The organism is Streptomyces sp. NPDC091289, assembly GCF_044757365.1.
Taxonomy (GTDB): domain Bacteria; phylum Actinomycetota; class Actinomycetes; order Streptomycetales; family Streptomycetaceae; genus Streptomyces.
In genome coordinates this window covers 292,153-310,963 of the sequence record NZ_JBIVUT010000003.1, presented here as the reverse complement: position 1 = coordinate 310,963, position 18,811 = coordinate 292,153, and the positions used below count along the sequence as shown (strand labels likewise).

The window sequence follows — 18,811 nt, the reverse complement described above, 5'->3', positions numbered from 1 at the left end:
CGTTCACTCCTTGCCGTCGGCGGTGGCGTTGATCGTGCAGTGCAGGGAGTCGTCGACCACGTCGGCGACGATCGTGTCCCCCGGATCGGCCTCGCCGCCCAGGAGCAGGGAGGCGACGCGGTTGTCCAGTTCGGTCTGGATCGTGCGGCGCAGCGGGCGGGCGCCGAACTCCGGCTGGTAGCCGTGGGCGACGAGGAGCTTCTTCGCCGCCTCGGTGACCTCCAGCGTCATGCCCTGGGCGTGGACCCGGTGCTTGCTGCGGTCCAGCAGGTGGTCGACGATCTCGGTCAGGTCGTCCTCGGTGAGGCTGTGGAAGACGATGATGTCGTCGATGCGGTTGAGGAACTCGGGCAGGAACCGCCCCCGCAGGTCCTCCATCAGCTCGTCCTTGAGCTCGGCGGCGTCGCCCTCGTGGGCGAGGATGCGGTGGGCGCCGATGTTGGACGTCATGATGACGACGCAGTGGCGGAAGTCGACGGTGCGGCCCTGTCCGTCCGTGAGCCGTCCGTCATCGAGGATCTGGAGCAGCGTGTTGAAGACGTCGGGGTGCGCCTTCTCGACCTCGTCGAACAGGACGACGCTGTAGGGGTTGCGCCGCACCTTCTCGGTGAGCTGGCCGGCCTCGTCGTAGCCGACGTATCCGGGCGGCGCTCCGACGAGCCGGGCGACCGTGTGCTTCTCCTGGAACTCGCTCATGTCGAACCGGATCATCCGGTCGTCCTCGCCGAACAGCAGCTCGGCCAGCGTCTTGGCGAGTTCCGTCTTGCCGACGCCGGTGGGCCCGAGGAAGAGGAACGAGCCGACGGGCCGGTTCGGGTCGCCCATGCCCGCGCGGTTACGGCGTACGGCTTCGGAGACCGCGGTGACCGCCTCGTCCTGGCCGACGATCCTGGCGTGCATCTCCTCCTCCAGCTTGAGGAGCTTCTCCTTCTCGCTGGCGGTGAGCTGGGAGACCGGGATGCCGGTGCGGCGGGAGACGATGTCGGCGATGTCGGAGGCGGTGACCGAGACGACGCCCTCGCGGCGCTCCTCGATCCCGGCGAGTTCGCCCTCCACCTCGGCGATCTGCTGTTTCAGCCCGGAGGCCTTCTCGAACTCCTCGCCGGCGACAGCCTCGTCCTTCTCGCGCCGCAGCTTGGCGAGGCGGTCCTCGCGGCTGACGACCTCGGTGGAGCGGTTCGCGCTGCGCAGCCGTACGCGGGCTCCGGCCTGGTCCATCAGGTCGATGGCCTTGTCGGGCAGGAAGCGGTCGCTGATGTAGCGGTCGGACAGCTCGGCCGCCGCCGTGAGGGCCCCGTCGGCGAAGCGGACCTGGTGGTGGGCCTCGTAGGCGTCCCGCAGTCCTTCGAGGATCTGTACGGTCTCCTCGACGGTCGGCTCCGGGATGAGGACGGGCTGGAAGCGGCGCTCCAGGGCGGCGTCCTTCTCGATGTGCTTGCGGTACTCGTCGATCGTCGTCGCGCCGACGACGTGCAGTTCCCCCCGGGCGAGGGCGGGCTTGAGCATGTTGCCCGCGTCCATCGAGCCCTCGCCGGTCGCGCCCGCGCCGACGACGGTGTGGAGTTCGTCGATGAAGAGGATGATCTCCCCTTCGGCCTTCTGCACGTCCTCGATGACCTTCTTCAGCCGCTCCTCGAACTGGCCCCGGTACTGGGCTCCGGCGACCATGCCGGACAGGTCCAGGGAGACGACCCGCTTGTCCTTGAGGGTGTCGGGTACCTCGCCGGCGACGATGCTCTGGGCGAGGCCCTCCACGATGGCGGTCTTGCCGACGCCGGGCTCGCCGATGAGGACGGGGTTGTTCTTGGAGCGCCGCGAGAGGATCTCGATGGTCTGCTCGATCTCCTCGGCCCGCCCGACGACGGGGTCGAGCTTTCCGGCCTTCGCCTCCTCCGTCAGGTCCCGGCCGAATTCGTCCAGGGTCGTCGACGGCTGCTTCCCCCCGCCGGAGGTCCCGTCGCCGCCCGCCGCCCGGTCGGTGGCGCCGCGCAGCCTGCCCACGTCGAGGTCGTCCGACCCGAGGAACCGGCCGGCGCCGGAGTCGGCGTCGTCGATGAGCGCGCCGAGGATGTGCTCGGGGCCGATGTAGGACACCCCGGCCGCCTGCGAGCGGCCGTAGGCGGCGGTGAGGGTGCGCTTGGCCGCCGGGGTGAGACCGGGCTCGGCGGAGGGCTCGCCGGACTCCCGGGGCAGCACCTCGTCGAGCTGTGCCGCGAGGGCGTCGGGGTCGACCCCGGCCCGGGAGAGCAGTCCCCGCGAGGGCTCGACCTGGGTCGCCGCCCACAGCAGGTGCTCGGTGTCGAGGTCCGCCGTCCCGTCCGCGGCCGCTTTGCTGGTGGCCCGGCCCAGCAGCTCATGGGAGGACTCCGTCAGCAGCCGCCCGATCGGGACCCGCTGCATGGCCGGGGGCGAGGACGCGGGCGACATACCGAAGAACCGGTTCAACAGATCACTGAACGGGTCGGACGGACCGAGGGGTGAACCGAACGCCATCGACATGTCAGCTCCAGGGAGGCGGGAGGGGCCCTCTCACTGAAACGCGATGTCCACCGGCCCGCAAACGGAGGTGACCGCCGGGCCCGACCCGACTATCCGGAGTCGGCCCCCCACCGACCCCGCCCCGTCCCGCGGATCCTCCGACGGATCGGATGAGGGCCCAAATGGACCGAGGCCGTCAGAACATGCCGCGGCACGTCCACCGCGCTGCCGCCGGACCGTTCGTTGGCCAGGTGACGGCAGATCGCGCTCTTGCCGGAGCCCTTCCGGCCGATGACGAGGGTCTTCCGGCCGGACAGGGCCTCGCGGTAGGCGTACGTGGGCCGGAAGACCGGCCCCTTCAGGAGACCGTCACGCAGGTCCGCCTCCGCATCGTCCCGCCCGAAGAACAGACAGCTGACCGGCCCCGCATCCGGCTGCACGCTTCCCCCGCATCGCCGCCTCGGCGTCGGTCACTCCGCCATCGCGTACGCCCCCGACAGTGCCTCGACGCGCTCCCAGATCCGCGCCGAGCGGGCCGCGTCGACGACGGGGCGGCGTACCGCGCCCAGCGCCCACTCCTGCTGGTCCCCGGTGGCGGAGTCCTTGCCGTGCAGCTCGACGGCGTGCGCGGAGAAGTCGCGTACGAGCACGGCGAACAGCTCGTCGAGCAGTTCCTCGTCCAGGCCGGTCAGCCGGGCCTGCTCCAGGATCAGCTGACCGTGGACGACGAGGGCGAAGAGCTGGCCGACGGCGAGGAGGAGGTCGAGGTCGCGGCTCTGCTCCTCATCCGGGGCGGCCGTCTCGACGAAGGTGCACAGGGCGTCGGCCTGCTCGCGGAAGCGGGCGACGTTCGGTACCTCGGCGTACGCGTCGAACGCGGTGCGCCAGTCGTGGAAGCGTACGGAGCCGAGGCCGCGCGCCGGTCCCTGCTGGAAGAGGAACGCGTCGTCGGCGGCGTCGAGGCGGGTGGGGACGGCCGGGTAGTCGACGGGGTTCAGCAGGTGGTTCCGCATGAACTTGAGGATCAGCGCGAGGTTCACGTGGACCGTGCCCTCCAGCTTCGGCAGGCCCCGGATCTCGATGGCGGCCTGGGCGAAGTAGTTGTCCTTCTCGAAGCCCTTGGCGGCGATGACGTCCCACATGAGGTCGATGACCTTCTCGCCCTCGGTGGTCACCTTCATCTTCGTCATCGGATTGAAGAGCAGGTAGCGGCGGTCGTCGGGCCCGGCGGAGCGGAAGTAGTCGACGGCGCGGTCGCTGAACAGCTTCATCCCGACGAGCCGGACGTAGGCGTCGGTCAGCTCGCGGCGCACGTGCGGGAAGGCGGTGACGGGGCGGCCGTAGAGGATGCGGTTGCTCGCGTGGGTGACGGCCTCGTACATCGCGTGCTCGCAGATGCCGATGGAGGCGGTGCAGAGGTTGAACTTGCCGACGTTGACGGTGTTGAGCGCGGCGTCGAAGGCGGCCCGGCCGGTGTGGAGGATGTCGGCGGGCGCGACCGGATAGTTCTCCAGGCGGAACTCGCTGACGTACTTGGAGGAGTCGACGACGTTCTTCACCAGGTGGTACGCCTCGTGGCGGCTGTCGGCGGCGAAGAAGACGTAGCCGTCGGGCCCCTCGACGTCGGTGCGCCGGCCGAAGACGGAGACGAGACCGGCGGCGTTGCCGTTGCCGATGTAGTACTTGGAACCGGAGGCCCGGAAGCCGCCGTCGCTGTCCGGCGTCAGCAGCATGTCGGTGGAGTAGATGTCGGCGCCGTGCGTCTTCTCGGAGAGGCCGAAGGCGAACACCTCGCCCTGGGAGAGGAGTTCGGCCGCACGGTCGCGGGCGGCGGCGTTGTCGCTCTGCCAGACCGGGCCGAGGCCGAGGATGGTCACCTGCCAGGCGTACCAGTAGTCGAGGCCGTAGAACCCGAAGATCTCGTTGAGCGCGGCGATCCGGGCGGTGTCCCAGCGCTGGTCGTCCTTGCCCGCGGCGGATGCGGGGGTGAGGAAGGTGGCGAACAGGCCCTCCTTCGCGGAGAAGGCGAGGAAGTCGCCCAGCCAGGCGCGGGAGCGGTAGTCCTCGATCAGCCGGCGCTTGCCGCGCTCCTCGAACCAGTCGACGGTGGCGCGCAGCAGCCTGCGGGTCTCCGGGTCGAAGCGCTGCGGGTCGTAGGTACGCGGGTTGAACAGCAAGGAAGCGGAGTCAGCCATGGAGATCGCCTTCCGGGAAGGAGGAGGGTGGTCGGTGCTTACGGAGGTGGCGGCGGGCCGCCGCTCAGGCGTCCGGCCCGGAAGCCGCGAGCCGGTTGAGGGTGTCGAGTACGTCGTCGAGCCAGGCGATCGTCATCCGCTCGAACGCGATGCCGCCGCGCAGCACGACGTGCTGGAGCTCCTGGCCCGCGTCCGGCGGTGCGGGGGCGTCGGGCCCGGTGAAGTCGCGCAGTTCGCCGGCGAGGTAGTGCGCGAGCCGGTCCCGGTGCACCTGGTGGTGCCGCTCGACCTCGCGGATCAGGGCGGCCGGGTCATCGAAGGCCGCACCCCGGATCTTCACGGCGAGGTCGTGCCGAAGGCTCTCGGGCTCGATCGGCTTGTGCAGCCACGCGGCGAGCGCGGAGCGGCCGGGCCCGGTGACGGAGTACTCCTTCTTGTCCGGCCGGCCCTGCTGCTCCACCTCGCGGACGAGGAGCAGTCCGTCGGTCACCATGCGGCCCAGCACGCGGTAGATCTGCTGGTGGGTGGCGGTCCAGAAGTAGCCGATGGACCGCTCGAACCGCCGGGCCAGCTCATAGCCGGAGCCCGGCCGCTCCAGCAGGGAGACGAGGATCGCGTGGTCGAGAGCCATACCGCGATCCTTCTATGCAACTCGTTGCATAGACAAGTCGTGGAGCCCGGGTGAGACACGGCTCACCCGGGCGGCCCCGAACCGACAGTGAAACCGGGCGCCGTTCCGGTCCGCGTTGTTTAGTGGGATCCGTACGGGTGACGCGGTGAGCGCCCCGGGCAGGAGCCGACGACTCGAGCAGGAGAAGGGAGCACGTCATGCCGGCCGGATCCAACAGGAAGCGCGAGCGGCAGTACGAGCACATCAAGGAGAGCCAGGAAGAGCGGGGCGCCTCGCAGAAGCGCGCGAAGGAGATCGCGGCCCGGACCGTGAACAAGCAGCGTGCCCGGTCCGGCGAGTCGGAGACGGCGAGCCGAACCTCCACGCAGGACGAGAAGTCCGCCTATCAGCGCGGCGGCGAACGCTCCCACAAGGGCGCGCGGGGCCCCACGAAGGACCAGCTCTACGAAGAGGCCAGGAAGAAGAACATCGACGGGCGTTCCTCGATGAACAAGGAAGAACTCCGCAAGGCCCTCGGACGCTGACGCCGAGGCCCCTCAGGACGTCAACGGCGTACGGAGCGCGGTGCGGCCCTCGCGCCACGCCGCCAGCAGGTGGTCCGCGAGAAGGTCCTCCAGATGGCCGGTCGCCCCGATGCCCAGGACGACGTCGGCCGCCAGCCCGGGCTCGTCCTCCAGCAGGCCGGCGATCACCTCGTGGCGCACCACCTGTTCGTGGACCGCGTCGGCCTCCACGTGCTCGTCGTAGAAGCGCTGTGCCGCCGGGCCGGCACCGGCCCGGCGCAGGGCCGCCGCCAGCCTCCTGGACCCCGGCGACGAGGTGATCTCCACCGTGGCGAAGTGCCCGACCAGCGCACCGCGCAGCCGCCGGTGAAGGCCGAAGAGGGACATCATGTTGACCGTGGCCAGGGCCTGGGCCGGTGCGGCGTCGAGGTAGCGGCCGTAGCGCGCGTCAAGGCCGAGGTCCGTCATGAGATCGGCGAAGAGCCGCGCATGGACGTCCTCGGCCCGCCCCGCTCCGAATTCGTCGAACTCCACGGCGACCATCGCCGCCTTCGCCCGGCCGCGCAGCCTGGGCACCACCCACAGATGCGGATCGGCCTCCTTGAGGTGGTAGAGGGAGCGCAGTGCCGCGTATTCGCGCAGCTGCCACAGCTCCCCCTCCCGCTGGAGGTGGTGGCTGACGCTGTGGCCGTCGTCCCCCACGGGTTCCAGCAGGAGCGCGTCGAGGGCCTGCGCCACGTCCGTCCGGTCCGATCCCCCGTCGCGGCGCAGCGCGTCCAGGAAGACGTCCTCGGCCGCCGCGCGTACGCCGAGCAGGGCGGGGTCCCATTCCAGGCGCTCGTCCACGCCCGCGAACCCCCGGTAGTGGAGCTCGTACAGGCCGTACAGGAGCAGCTGGAGATCGTCGCCGTACGGGTCGGCGCGGCGGACCTCGGCTGCTTCCGGCAGCCGTGTTCCGCGGCCGGCCAGGACACCAAGGACGCTCTCGCTCAGGGGTCCGCGCGGCTGCGGTAGCCCGGGAGACGCCTCGGGGCTCCGGGGGGCGGTGGTGGCGGGGGTCGTCACGGCCCGGATTCCTCCTCGCTCTCCCGGGGCTTTCGGCCGCCCGGGTCCGGCCCTGCGGGCTTGCGGCGGCGGTGGCTGGTGTCGCACCAGGGGTAGGTGCGGCTGCGGCGGCAGGTGCAGATCGCGACGACGAAGCGGTCGGACCGGGTCGTCGTGCCGTCGTCGGCCACCACCTCGACCGGCCCTTCCACCAGGATGGGGCCGTCCCGGTTCACCACCACTCGGCGCGGCTTCTCGTTCCGCCCGTTCCGCTCCTCCCGCTCGTCCCGCTCATTCCTTCCGGGCACGGATCACCACCAGCTCTTCCCCGTCCTGGTGGACCGGCAGCAGCCCCCGGGCCCGTAGCCAGGCCGACCGGCCGCGGGTGACGGGGCCGAGCGGAATCGTGACCCGGTCGGTCACCGAGACATCGAGTCCGGCTCCGGACAGCTTGCCGACGGTCGCGTCGGGACGGCTCAGCCCCGACTGCACCAGAAGGAGCAGGCCACCGGGGCGCAGGGCGGCGAGAGCGCCGTCGCAGATGCGGTCCAGGACCATCCGGCCGTCGAGGCCCGCGTCCCAGGAGCGGGCGGCCCGGTGACCGCGCGCCGAGGGGCCGGGAGCCGGTACGTACGGGGGGTTGCTGACGACCGCGTCGAACGTACGGCCCGGCAGCGCATGGAGCAGGTCGCCCCGCCGCACCGTGACGGGCAGCCGCGCGAGCACCGTGTTCAGCCGCGCCGACGCCACCGCCCGGCGGCTGATGTCGACCGCGGTGACGCGGGCTCCCAGCCGGGCGGCGTGCAGGGCCAGCGCGCCGCTTCCGGTGCACAGGTCCAGTACGTCCATTCCGGCGCGGATGCCTTCACGGCGCATGGCGGCGGCCAGCAGGAGCGTGTCCTCCTGGGACCGGTACACGCCCGGGAGCCGTAGGACCCTGCCCGGTCGCGGTGCGTCGCCGAGTTCTGACGGCAGGGCTTGCTGCGTCATCGGTGTCCTCCTGTGCCGTCGGCAGTGATCCCATGGTCGAACGGTTTGTGCGTCTTCGCCCGGGAGGACGGGCCCGGATGCCGACAGGGCGCCGTCGCCCCGCTCCTGGGACAATGCCCGTAGGCAGTGGGCGCGCGGCGCGGGACCGGTCCGGCAGGCGCCGGCCCGTGGACCGGCGCTGCGGCCCGATGTCGCCGTGCTCGACGTCCGGCTGTCCGACGGCGACGGCGACGGCGACGGTGCCACCGTCTGCCGCGAGCCGCGAGCTGCGGTCCCGGATGCCGGATCAACGGATCGGCGCAGATCGCCAAGCGGCTGTACCTCTCCGACAAGACCTGGAGAGCGGTACCGCAGACGTCTCGCAGACAGGACACGCCCATGCTCACGCAAGAAGAACACCAGCTCACGGCGGTGGTGACGTCGCTGGTCGAGGACGCCGTCGCCGCGCCGTCCATGCACAACGCCCAGCCCTGGCGGTTCGTCCACCACTCGGGCTCCCGGCTGCTCTCCCTGTACGGCGATCCGGAACGTACGTTGCCGGTCGGCGATCCGGACCGGCGAGGTCTGCACCTGGGGTGCGGCGCGGCGCTGCTCAATCTGCGCGTGTCCGCCGCCCGGCACGGGTGGACCGCCGACGCCGAACTGCTCCCCGACCCCTCGGACCACCTGCGTCTCGCCGACGTCCGGCTGAAGGAGTCCGCGGCGACGGACACCGCGCTGGCCGACCTCCACCCCGCGATAGCACGACGGCACACCAGCCGCTTCCCGTTCTCCGAGGAGCCGATCCCGCCGGAGCTGCTCGACGAGCTGTGCGCGGCCGCCCTCCTGGAGGGCTCGCGGCTGATCGTGCCCGGGACCTGGCACCGGGACGCCGTGCTGGACCTCGTCCACGACGCGGAGCTCCTGGAGTCCGCCGACGCGGCCGTGCGCGCCGAGATCGCCGACTGGACGCGCACCGGCAGGACCGGCGATGGCACCGCCGCCGACGACGACGGCATCCCGTCCTCCGCCTTCGGTCCGCGCCAGTACGGCGTGACGGCCCCCGCCCGGGACTTCGACATCCCCCGCACGGTGCCGGACCGTGCCGCTGCCACGTTCGAGGAGCGGCCGCAGATCGCGCTCCTCGGTACGGCGACGGACACTCCGGCGGACTGGCTGCGGGCCGGGCAGGCGATGCAGCGCGTGCTTCTGGAAGCCACGCTCGACGGTCTCTCGACCTCGCTGATGTCGCAGCCGCTCGAATGGCCCGAACTCCGCCCCCTCACCCGTGATCCCGGTTCCGCGACGGCCTTCGTGCACATGGTGCTCCGGCTCGGCTACGGCCCCTCGGGAACGGCCACCCCGCGCCGGCCGGTCGCCGACGTCCTCACCGTCGTATGACCGGTTCCTCGCCGTCGTGCGACGGCGAGGCCGCCGGCTCACGAGGCGTCCGCCGCCTCCGCCGCCCCGTCGGTGGCACCGGCGTGACCGGGAGGAACGACCTCGACGGGGCAGTTCCCGTGGTGCGGCAGCGCGTGAGCGACCCGGGAGTCGGCGGGCATGGGCCTTTCGGCCCCGATCGAGCCCTGTCGGCCCTCCCGCCGACGGGGCGGGCGGCGGAAGGCTGGAGACGTGGTTCCGCACCGGGAACCCGGCACGCCGAGGAGGCCCCGTCATGAACCGCCACGTCACCGTCGGCCTCGACGACTGCACCGAAAGCCACGCGGCAGCGGCCCGGGCCGCCCATGAAGCATCGTCGCGAGGAGTCGCAGCACGGAGCGGAACCGACGCCGTCCGTCACCCGCCGAGGTCGGGGCGCGGCACCCGGCGCGGGTCGATGAGCGTGAGGGTGGTGAGGACGGCGACGGCCGCGAGCGCCGCCGACACGCCCAGTACGGCCCGGGCCCCGTCGGTGACCGCCTGGGCGCCGTGGCCGCCGTGGAGGGCGTAGACCGCGCCGAGCGCCGCGGTGCCGACACCCGCGCCGAGGGAGGCGAGCGTGGAGACGGTCCCGGCGACCATGCCGACGCGTTCGGGTGCCGTGACGCGTACGGCGACGGCCATGACGGGGGCTCCGGCGATCCCGCCGCCCGCTCCCCAGGCGATCAGCGGCAGGAGGAGCGCCCACCACGGGGTGTCGGGGGTGATCAGCAGCGCCAGGGCGGCGAAGCCGATGCCCTTCAGCACGTATCCGGCGCCGATCACCGGGCCGGGCGCCCGGTTGCCGATCAGCTTGGAGCCGACCATGCCCATGACGATCTGGGCGAGGAAGATCGGGGTCATCAGGAGGCCCGCCCCGGTCGGGCTCAGGCCGAGGCCGTCGGAGAAGTACAGCACCAGGTAGACGGAGCCGCCGATGGTCAGGACGCGGGAGAGGAGGACGGCCAGCATCGCGCCGGAGAACGCGGGCCGGCCGAACATCCGCAGCTCCAGCGTCGGCGCGGGCACCCGGAGTTGGACGGCCAGGAAGGCCACGAGCGCGAGAGCGGCGGTGAGCAGCACCGCGGTGTCCTGCCGGGACCAGGGCGTGTCACCGGGGCGGAGCATCAGCAGTGTCGCCGTGCCGAGGCCGAGCATCAGCAGCAGGCTGCCGAGCCAGTCCGTCCGGCCCGTCCGCCCCGCTCCCTCGACCCCGGGGGAACGGGGCAGCACGCGTACGGCCAGCAGCCAGGCGGCCACGCCGAGCGGCAGGTTGACCGCGAAGACCGCCCGCCATCCGAAGGTCTCGGCCAGGACCCCGCCGAAGACCGGGGCGAGCAGGCCTGCCGCGGTCGCGAACGAGCCCCACGCGCCGATGGCGAGGTTGCGCTCCTCGCCGGAGTAGCGGTCGGAGAGGAGCGGGATGCCGTTCACCATGATCGCGGCGGCTCCCGCGCCCTGGACCACGCGGGCGAGGTCGAGCCACAGCAGGTCCGGTGCCACGGTCGCGCCCAGCGAGGCAAGGGTGAACACGGCGATCCCGGCGAGGAACAGCGTCCGCCGGCCCCACCGGTCCGACAGGCTTCCGACGACCTGGGTGAGCGCGCCCATGGCGACCATGTACGTCACCACCACGGACTCCGCCGAGGCTCCGTCCGCCACATCGGCGCTGATCAGCGGAAGCCCGATGGCCACGATCGTCAGGTCCACGACCACCAGGCCGGTGGACGCCATCACGAGCACCAAGGCCCCGCTCAGCGGCGGAAAGCGGCGGGACTTCTGAGCCGGCATACGGGGATCGACCTCCGGGCGTCGAGGCGGCGTTTGGGTACGGAGGGCAACCCTGGCTCCATCCATCGTTAAAGTCAACATGCGTGAAGTTCAAGCGGCCCGTACGCTGTCGCCATGCCTGCCACCCCTCGCCACCGTCCCGCAACCCGCAAGGGCCGCCCGGTCCTCACCCGCGAGATCATCGCCGCCAAGGCGCTGGAGATGGCCGGCGCACAGGGGTTCCCGTCCCTCACGATGCGCGCACTGGCCGCCGAACTGGACGTGACCGTACGGGCGTTGTACAACTACGTCGAGGATCGTGGGGAGGTCGTCGCACTGGCCGTCGACCTCATGCTGAGCTCCTGGAACCCGCCCGCGCTCGACCCGGCGGACTGGGAGACCTCCGTCGCCGACTACGCCCGTTCTCTGCGCGCCCTGTACCGCCGGTGGCCCCGCGCCCTGCTCGTCTCCCTCGACGAGGACACCCCGCCGGCCTCGGTGCATCCGAACCGCCTGCTCAACCTGGACCGGTTCCTCCGGCTCCTGCGGGACGTCGGGCTGGACATGCCCGCCGCGCTCGCGGCGCACCGTCAACTGTCCCTGGCCGTGCTGTCCTTCGCCCTCGTGGTCGACGGGCCGGCCGACCGGGTCGGGGACGACGGGAAAACGCTCGTCCCCGGCCACTGGCTCTCGGCGCACGCCGATCTCGACATCCCGACGCTCCGGGAGGCCGCCGCGCTGCCCCTGCCCACCGCGGACGAGCAGTTCGACGAGGCCGTCGCCGCCGTCGTCGCCCGGATCCGCGACGGACTCAGCGCGGGCTGACGGCCAGCGGCTCCTGCCGGGGCTCCCGGTGGATGGGCTCCGCGCCGCCGGTCAGCGGCAGACCCGTGCCTCCGCGCCGGGCCGCGACGATCTCCGCCGCGATGGACAGGGCCGTCTCCTCGGGCGTACGGGCTCCGAGGTCCAGGCCGATGGGTGAGTGGAGGCGGTCCAGTTCGGCCTCGCTCAGGCCCGCCTCGCGCAGCCGCCGCGTCCGGTCCTCGTGGGTCCGGCGCGACCCCATCGCGCCGACGAACGCGGCGGGCATCCGCAACGCCTCCACGAGCAGTGGCACATCGAACCGGGCCTCGTGCGTGAGCACGCACAGCACGGTACGGGCGTCGGTCGGGGTGCCCCGCAGATAGCGGTGCGGCCAGTCGACGACGACCTCGTCCGCCTCGGGGAACCGGGCCCGGGTGGCGAAGACGGGCCGGGCGTCGCACACCGTCACATGGTGGCCCAGGAACTTCCCGGCCCGTACCAGCGCGGCGGCGAAGTCGACCGCACCGAAGACGATCATCCGGGGCGGTGGCACGCTGGTCTCGACGAGCAGGGTGAGCCCGCCGGGGCAGTGCGATCCGTCCTCGGAGAGGGCGACGGCGCCGGTCCGGCCGGCGTCCAGCAGGGCGGCTGCCTCGGCCGCCGCCGTACGGTCCAGCTCCGGGTGGCCCCCGAGCCCGCCCTCGTGACTGCCGTCGGGGCGGACCAGCAGGGACCGCCCCAGGAAGCCGTCCGGGCCGCGCACCACCCGGGCGAGGGCCGCCGCCCCGCCGGAGACGGCGGCGGTCAGCGCGGCCCGCAGCACCTCCCGTTCCGGTGAGTCGGCGCGGACCGGCGTGATCATGATGTCGATGACCCCGCCGCAGGTCAGCCCGACGGCGAAGGCGTCCTCGTCGCTGTAGCCGAACTGTTCGCGCACGGTCGCGCCGTCCTGGAGGGCCCGCTCGCACAGTTCGTAGACCGCGCCCTCCACACAGCCGCCGGAGACCGAGCCGATCGCCGTGCCCTCGCTGTCGACGGCGAGGGCGGCGCCGGGACCGCGCGGCGCGCTGCCGCCGACGGAGACGACGGTGCCGACGGCGAACTCCCGGCCCTCCGCCATCCATCGGTGCAGCTCGCCCGCGATGTCAAGCATCCACGGCTCCCCCGCCCGCGGGGGCCGCCGTGAGAATCCGGTCGGGGCGGATCGGCAGGTCCCGGTGGCGTACACCGGTGGCGTGCCAGACCGCGTTGGCGACGGCCGCCGCCGCGCCCACGATGCCGATCTCCCCGACGCCCTTGATGCCGACCGGGTCGTCCGGGTCGTGGTCGTCCACCCAGTCCACCTCGATGTCCGGGACGTCGGCGTGCGTGGCCACGTGGTAGCCGGCGAGATCGGGGGCGTAGTGCCCGCCGGTGTTGCGGTCGCGGACCGCCTCCTCGTGCAGGGCCATGGAGATGCCCCAGGTCATGCCGCCGACGAGCTGGTTGCGGGCGGTGAGCGGATTGACGATCCGGCCCGCCGCGAAGATGCCCAGCATGCGCCGCACCCGGATCTCGCCGGTGGCGGTGTCGACGGCGACCTCGGCGAACTGCGCCCCGAAGGAGTGCCGTTCCTTCTGCGCGAGGGCGCCGATGGCCGCGGTGGTGTCGGACCGCACGGTGATCCCCTCCGGGGGGACGGACGTGGTCACCGCGAGCCGCTCCCGCAGTTCGGCGGCGGCGGCCGTGACCGCCCAGGCCCACGAGCGGGTACCCATGGAGCCGCCCGCGATCATCGCGGGGCCGAAGTCGCTGTCGCCGATGCGGACCCGGACCCGTTCGGGGGTCGTCTCCAACGCGTCGGCCGCGATCAGGGTGAGCGCGGTGCGGGCTCCGGTGCCGATGTCGGCGGCGGTGATCCGTACGGTGAAGGAGCCGTCCGCCTCCGCCGTGACCAGGGCCGTGGACGGGGCGGCCCCGGCGCCGAAGGAGGCCGCCGCCGTGCCGGTGCCCAGCAGCCAGCGTCCCTCCCGGCGCACACCGGGGCGCGGATCGCGGTCCGCCCAGCCGAACCTGCGGGCCCCTTCGTGGAAGCAGGCCGCCAGGTTGTTGCTGCTGAACGGGAGCCCGGAGACCGGGCCGACGGCCGGTTCGTTGCGCAGGCGCAGCTCGATCGGGTCGACGCCGGTGCGTTCGGCGAGTTCGTCGAGGGCCGCCTCGATCGCGAACGACCCCGGGGCCTCCCCCGGCGCGCGCATCCAGGTCGGGGACGGCACATCGAGCCGGACGACGTGGTTGGCGGTGCGGTGGGCGTCGGCGTCGTACAGCACCCGGGCGACGCCCGCGCTGGGCTCGACGAACTCGTACACCGTGGACGTCTGGTTCAACGAGCGGTGCTCCAGGGCCAGCAGCCGGCCGTCGGGGGCCGCGCCGAGCCTGACGCGCTGTGTGGTGGGGCTGCGGTAGCCGCCCAGCGAGAACGTCTGGCGTCGGGTCAGGACCACGCGTACCGGGCGCTGCAGCGCGGTGGCGGCCATCACGGCGGACACCTGGTGGGCGCGCAGGCCCTTGCTGCCGAAGCCGCCGCCGATGTGTTCGGAGCGCACCCGCACCGAGGACGCGTCGAGCGAGAACATCGTGGCCAGCTCGCTCTGGACCCAGCCGGCGCCCTGGTTGGAGTCGACGACCTCCAGCCGGCCGCCCTCCCACCGGGCGGTCGCCGCGTGCGGCTCCATCATGCTGTGCTGCTCTTCGGGGGTGGTGTACCGCGCGTCCACCACATGGGCGGAGGCGGCCAGTTGTCCCTCCAGGTCGCCCTTCTCCGTCTCGGCGGGCATATGGCCCGCGCCGGGGTAGGCGCCAGAGTGGCCGTCGACGAGCACGGTGTCGTGCGGCTCCTGGTCGTACGTCACCACGAGCGCTTCGGCGGCCTCCCTGGCCTCCTCGGGGGTCTCGGCGACGACGAGCGCGACCGGCCAGCCGGCGAACGGCACCCGGTCGTTCTGGAAGACGGCGGAGGCCGGGTCCGGCGGGGTGCCGAGCATGCCGACGTAATCGGTGTTCAGGCGGGGGGCGTTGCCGTGGTGCAGCACGGTGAGCACGCCCGGCATGCCGAGGACCGGGGCGGTCTCCACGTCGAGGATCCGGCCCCGGGTGACCGTGGACAGCACGAGCCAGCCATGGGCCAGGTCCGCGAAGGGGATCTCACCGGCGTAGCGCGCCGCGCCGGTGACCTTGTCGCGGCCCTCGATACGGGTGTGGGCGACGCCGACGGCTCCGCGCACGGCCGGGGGTCCCGGCGTGGTGGTCGTCATCGGGCGTCCCCCTCGGCGAGTTCGGTGAGTTCGGTGAGTACGGAGACCACGAGGTTGCGCATGAGGGTCACCTTGTATCCGTTGTCGGGCAGCGGCCTGGCGGCGGCGAGTTCGGCGTCCGCGGCGGCGGCGAAGGTCGCGCGGTCGGCCGGTGCGCCGGTCAGGACGGCTTCCGCGGCGCGGGCGCGCCAGGGCCGGGAGGCGACGGCCCCGAGGGCGAGGCGCGCTTCGCGTACGCGGCCGTCCTCGATGTCGAGCGCCGCGGCGACGGAACCGATCGCGAAGGCGTACGAGGCGCGTTCGCGCACCTTGCGGTAGCGGGAGCGGGCGGCCACGGGCGCGGCGGGCAGGCTGACGTGGGTGATCAGCGCGCCGGGCGGCAGGGCGGTCTCGCGGTGCGGGGTGTCGCCGACGGGGAGGTAGAAGTCGGTGATCGGGCTCTCGCCGGGCCCGTCCGCGCTCTCATAGGAGACGACGGCGTCGAACGCGGTCAGGGCCACGCCCATGTCGGAGGGGTGCACGGCCACGCAGTGGCCGGAGGCGCCGAGGACGGCGTGGTTGTGGTGCTCGCCGGCGACGGCGGGGCAGCCGCTGCCCGGGGTCCGCTTGTTGCAGGGTCCCGAGACATCGGTGAAGTAGCCGCAGCGGGTGCGCTGGAGGAGGTTGCCGCCGACGGTGGCCATGTTGCGCAGCTGCCCGGAGGCCCCGGCCAGGACGGCCTGGGCCAGCGCCGGATAGCGGCGGCGGACGTCGGGGTGGGCGGCGAGGTCGCTGTTGGTGACGGTCGCTCCGATGCACAGGCCGCCGTCCGCCGTGGGTTCGACGCGGCCCAGGGGGAGTTCGCGGACGTCGACGAGCCGGGCGGGGCGCTCCACGCCGGCCTTCATCAGGTCGACGAGGTTGGTGCCGCCGCCGAGGTACCGCGCGTCCGGGTCGGCGGCGAGGAGGGCGACCGCGCCGGTGACGTCGTGGGCGCGCTGATAGCCGAACTCCTTCATGCGGCGGTCTCCTTCGTGGCTGCGGTCCGGTCCTCGGCGTGCGCCTCGGCGGCATGTTCCTGGGCGGCCCGGGCGACGGCCTGGACGATCGAGACGTAGGCGCCGCAGCGGCACAGGTTGCCGCTCATCCGCTCGCGGATCTCGTCGGGCGTCAGCGGTGGCGGCCCCGCCTCGGGGCCGACGTCGTCGGTGACGGCGCTCGGCCAGCCGGCCGCGTGCTCCTCGATGACGGCGATGGCCGAGCAGATCTGGCCGGGGGTGCAGTAACCGCACTGGTAGCCGTCGAGGTCGAGGAAGGCCTGCTGGACGGGGTGCAGGTCATCGCCCCCGCCCACGCCTTCGATGGTGGTGACCTCGCGCCCCTCGGCCGCGACCGCGAGGCTGAGACAGGAGACGACGCGCCGCTGGTCGACCAGGACGGTGCAGGCGCCGCACTGTCCCTGGTCGCAGCCCTTCTTGGTGCCGGTGAGATCGAGACGCTCACGCAGGGCGTCGAGCAGAGTGGTGCGGTGGTCGACGGACAGGTGGTGCTTCTCGCCGTTGATGTTCAGGGTGATCGCACTCGACGTCGACGAGGTCGCTGGGGCCATGATCAGCCTTTTCTGGTGTCAGGTGACGAGGAACCCGGGCCGTCGGCCGGTGACCGGCGGCCCCGGTCGGCAGTAAGGTAGCCCTAACCGGACTATTGTCCGCTTGCCTGGAAAACGTAACGGACAACTGTCCGGTTAACAAGGACGGGTTTCGGCCATGAACCCGCGAGGAGGATCCGTGTCCCGGTCGAACAAGGACGCCCCCCTGCGCTCGGACGCGCAGCGCAACCGCGAACGCATCCTGCGGGTGGCCATGGTCGAGCTGACGCTGCGCGCGGACGCCCCGCTGAGCGCGATCGCCAAGAAGGCGGGCGTCGGACAGGCCACGTTCTACCGCAACTTCCCGCACCGGGAGGCGCTCGTCCTGGAGATCTACCGCTACGAGATGCAGCAGGTCGCCGACGCGGCGTGCGAGTTGCTGGAGACCCGCCCGCCCGAACGGGCCCTGCGCGAGTGGATGGACCGTCTCGCCCGGTTCGCCATGACCAAGGCCGGTCTGGCGGACGCGATCCGGCTGGTCACCAGCGCGCCCGGCGGGCCCGCCAGGCCCGGCCCCACCCCGATCATGGAGGCGGCCGGAACCCTCCTCCGCACCTGCGAGGAGGCCGGGGCCATCCGCACCGGGGTGACCCCGGACGACTTCTTCCTCGCCATCGCCGGTCTCTGGCAGCTCGATCCGCACAAGGACTGGGAGCCCACGGCCGGCCGGCTCCTGGACTTCGTCATGGACGGGCTGCGCGTGGGGGCGCCCGGCCGCTGACCGGACCGCCCGCCGTCGGTGTCGGTGGGCCGTGTGATGATGCCGTACGGCGCTCGGACCTGGGGAGGGGCCGAGGGAGACGCCGGCACGGAACACGGGCGGGAGCGGTGAGTTGAGCAAGGGTGGGGCGTCCGTACCGGACGAGGAGTGGGAGCGTTTCCTCAAGGAGGCCGAGGCCGGAAGCCCGGGTGCGCCCGAGGAACCGTCGGCGCGGGCCCGGATGGTGGCACGGCGGCTCCAGGAGGAGCCCGGCCCGCCGGAGGGGTGGCGGACCTACACGCCGGCCCAACCCCGGCGGCGCGGCAAGGGGTGGTACGCGTTCGGTCTGGTGGTCGCGATCGTGCTGCTGGTGACGGTGGCCGTCGCTCCCGGGCGGATCGTGGGCTGGTTCGACGGCGGGGAAGCGACTGACACCACACCGCTCGCCGCGGAGTCGGAGCGTCCGAGCGGGCCGCCCGCAGTGGGGGCCGCCGACCAACAGCCCACGTTGGACCAGCCGTTCAGCGGATCACCGGCCGCACGCTGGAGCGACGGCGCGGCGGGCATCCATCTGCCCGAGGCACGGGCGACCGGCTGGATGAGCAAAGCGGAGGTCGGCAAGGCGCTGGACCGGACCCGGGACTTCCTGGTCGCGTCCGGTCTCGACCCCGCCGTGCTGCGCGGCGAGCGGCCCGAGAAGGCCATGGCGCTCATCAACCCGCACCAGTCGGACGTCCAGGACTTCCTCGGGAAGGCGTTCCGCGCACCCGACCGCGAGAACGACCCGCTCCTGCTGTTCAGCCGCTTCCGGTCCGCCGATGTGCGGCCGGCCGGGGACGTGGTCAAGACCCGCGGCCGGGTCGCCTTCCGGGAGGGCGCGAAGGGTGCGGTGGAGATCTCCACCGACGTCACCTACGTCTACCCGGTCGTGCGCGCCGCGGGCGGCAGCGACGAGGTCGCGCGCACCATCGTGCGCCGCGAGGTGGTGATGAGCTGGGACGACCCGGCGAAGATCGTGATCGAGCCGGGCACCTTCTCGCTCGTCTCCTACAAGGTGGACACCACCAACGGCGGTTGCGGCACCTACACCGGCTATCTGACCCCGAAGTTCCTCGCCGATCGCGCCGCATCCGACGGGGGCGACGGCCCCGCGGTCGACCCGTACGACCGGAGCGCGCCGATGGAGAAGCAGATGGGTGAGGCCGGGGACGGGACCTGCGGAACCGCCACCCGTTCCTGAGGAACCCCGGGAAGGGCCGCCCCCGCACGGCACGAGCAGCGCGGTGTGCCGCTCGGCACCAATCCGGTGATCGCCCGGCACCGAATACGGGGTGGAGGGCCGCGGAGTCCGCCGCTCTCTCCTTCGAGAGGCGGTACG

16 protein-coding genes and 1 pseudogene are annotated in these 18,811 nt (G+C 72.6%); 6 read left to right on the top strand and 11 right to left on the bottom strand.

Annotation, left to right across the window (positions count from 1 at the left end):
• Positions 1–3: 3 nt before the first annotated feature.
• The 3 genes from ACIQPT_RS05540 to ACIQPT_RS05530 form a co-directional block, all read right to left on the bottom strand.
• Entirely contained in the window at positions 4–2,499 is a 2,496-nt protein-coding gene (locus ACIQPT_RS05540) for an ATP-dependent Clp protease ATP-binding subunit (protein WP_401152967.1), read from the bottom strand.
• Between the two features lie 449 nt (positions 2,500–2,948).
• Positions 2,949–4,673 carry an acyl-CoA dehydrogenase family protein gene (locus ACIQPT_RS05535; protein ID WP_401152966.1) on the bottom strand — a complete coding sequence of 575 codons (1,725 nt, stop codon included), beginning with the start codon at positions 4,671–4,673 and terminating at the stop codon, positions 2,949–2,951.
• Positions 4,674–4,737: 64 nt separating this feature from the next.
• Entirely contained in the window at positions 4,738–5,304 is a 567-nt protein-coding gene (locus tag ACIQPT_RS05530) for a PadR family transcriptional regulator (RefSeq protein ID WP_401152964.1), read from the bottom strand.
• Positions 5,305–5,501: 197 nt separating this feature from the next.
• Here ACIQPT_RS05530 and ACIQPT_RS05525 point away from each other — a divergent pair, with 197 nt between their 5' ends.
• Positions 5,502–5,828: a plasmid stabilization protein gene (locus ACIQPT_RS05525; RefSeq protein WP_401152962.1), complete on the top strand. Its 327-nt coding sequence runs from the start codon at positions 5,502–5,504 to the stop codon at positions 5,826–5,828.
• A 12-nt stretch (positions 5,829–5,840) separates the two neighbouring features.
• Here ACIQPT_RS05525 and ACIQPT_RS05520 read toward each other — a convergent pair whose 3' ends face one another.
• Genes ACIQPT_RS05520 through ACIQPT_RS05510 form a run of 3 tightly spaced genes read right to left on the bottom strand, consistent with a single transcriptional unit; the run spans position 5,841 to position 7,841 of the window.
• Entirely contained in the window at positions 5,841–6,872 is a 1,032-nt protein-coding gene (locus ACIQPT_RS05520) for an iron-containing redox enzyme family protein (RefSeq protein WP_401152961.1), read from the bottom strand.
• Positions 6,869–7,093 (bottom strand): CDGSH iron-sulfur domain-containing protein, encoded by a 225-nt coding sequence (locus ACIQPT_RS05515; protein WP_401153064.1) that lies wholly within the window; start codon positions 7,091–7,093, stop codon positions 6,869–6,871. The genes ACIQPT_RS05520 and ACIQPT_RS05515 overlap by 4 nt, the downstream gene beginning before the upstream one ends.
• Before the next feature lie 49 nt (positions 7,094–7,142).
• Complete coding sequence (locus tag ACIQPT_RS05510; RefSeq protein ID WP_401152959.1) at positions 7,143–7,841, bottom strand: HemK2/MTQ2 family protein methyltransferase; 699 nt, start codon at positions 7,839–7,841, stop codon at positions 7,143–7,145.
• 139 nt (positions 7,842–7,980) lie between these two features.
• Between ACIQPT_RS05510 and ACIQPT_RS05505 the strand changes: the two are divergent.
• Positions 7,981–8,121: pseudogene (locus ACIQPT_RS05505) on the top strand (DNA-binding response regulator); the annotation flags it as partial.
• Between the two features lie 98 nt (positions 8,122–8,219).
• Positions 8,220–9,221, top strand: a complete 1,002-nt coding sequence (locus ACIQPT_RS05500; protein WP_401152957.1) for an Acg family FMN-binding oxidoreductase — start codon at positions 8,220–8,222, stop codon at positions 9,219–9,221.
• A gap of 396 nt (positions 9,222–9,617) precedes the next feature.
• On the opposite strand, the gene ACIQPT_RS05495 is transcribed toward ACIQPT_RS05500, so the two are convergent.
• The gene (locus ACIQPT_RS05495) at positions 9,618–11,030 is read right to left on the bottom strand and encodes an MFS transporter (RefSeq protein ID WP_401152956.1); all 1,413 of its coding nucleotides are present in this window, start codon (positions 11,028–11,030) and stop codon (positions 9,618–9,620) included.
• A gap of 114 nt (positions 11,031–11,144) precedes the next feature.
• Between ACIQPT_RS05495 and ACIQPT_RS05490 the strand changes: the two genes are divergently transcribed.
• Entirely contained in the window at positions 11,145–11,834 is a 690-nt protein-coding gene (locus tag ACIQPT_RS05490; protein WP_401152954.1) for a TetR/AcrR family transcriptional regulator, read from the top strand.
• Here the strand turns inward: ACIQPT_RS05490 and ACIQPT_RS05485 are convergent.
• The 4 genes from ACIQPT_RS05485 to ACIQPT_RS05470 are packed head-to-tail and all read right to left on the bottom strand — an operon-like array spanning position 11,821 to position 16,694.
• On the bottom strand, positions 11,821–12,966 hold the full coding sequence (locus ACIQPT_RS05485; protein WP_401152952.1) for an XdhC family protein: 1,146 nt from the start codon (positions 12,964–12,966) through the stop codon (positions 11,821–11,823). The two genes, ACIQPT_RS05490 and ACIQPT_RS05485, sit on opposite strands and share 14 nt — an antisense overlap.
• Complete coding sequence (locus ACIQPT_RS05480) at positions 12,959–15,106, bottom strand: xanthine dehydrogenase family protein molybdopterin-binding subunit (RefSeq protein ID WP_401152951.1); 2,148 nt, start codon at positions 15,104–15,106, stop codon at positions 12,959–12,961. The genes ACIQPT_RS05485 and ACIQPT_RS05480 overlap by 8 nt, the downstream gene beginning before the upstream one ends.
• The gene (locus ACIQPT_RS05475; protein ID WP_401152949.1) at positions 15,103–16,104 is read right to left on the bottom strand and encodes an FAD binding domain-containing protein; all 1,002 of its coding nucleotides are present in this window, start codon (positions 16,102–16,104) and stop codon (positions 15,103–15,105) included. Before ACIQPT_RS05475 ends, ACIQPT_RS05480 begins: the two co-directional genes overlap by 4 nt.
• Complete coding sequence (locus tag ACIQPT_RS05470; protein ID WP_401152947.1) at positions 16,101–16,694, bottom strand: 2Fe-2S iron-sulfur cluster-binding protein; 594 nt, start codon at positions 16,692–16,694, stop codon at positions 16,101–16,103. Before ACIQPT_RS05470 ends, ACIQPT_RS05475 begins: the two co-directional genes overlap by 4 nt.
• Before the next feature lie 157 nt (positions 16,695–16,851).
• Between ACIQPT_RS05470 and ACIQPT_RS05465 the strand changes: the two genes are divergently transcribed.
• Together ACIQPT_RS05465 and ACIQPT_RS05460 are read left to right on the top strand one after the other, a co-directional pair.
• Positions 16,852–17,454 carry a TetR/AcrR family transcriptional regulator gene (locus ACIQPT_RS05465; RefSeq protein ID WP_401152946.1) on the top strand — a complete coding sequence of 201 codons (603 nt, stop codon included), beginning with the start codon at positions 16,852–16,854 and terminating at the stop codon, positions 17,452–17,454.
• Positions 17,455–17,566: 112 nt separating this feature from the next.
• Entirely contained in the window at positions 17,567–18,673 is a 1,107-nt protein-coding gene (locus ACIQPT_RS05460) for a hypothetical protein (protein ID WP_401152944.1), read from the top strand.
• Positions 18,674–18,811: the final 138 nt, after the last annotated feature.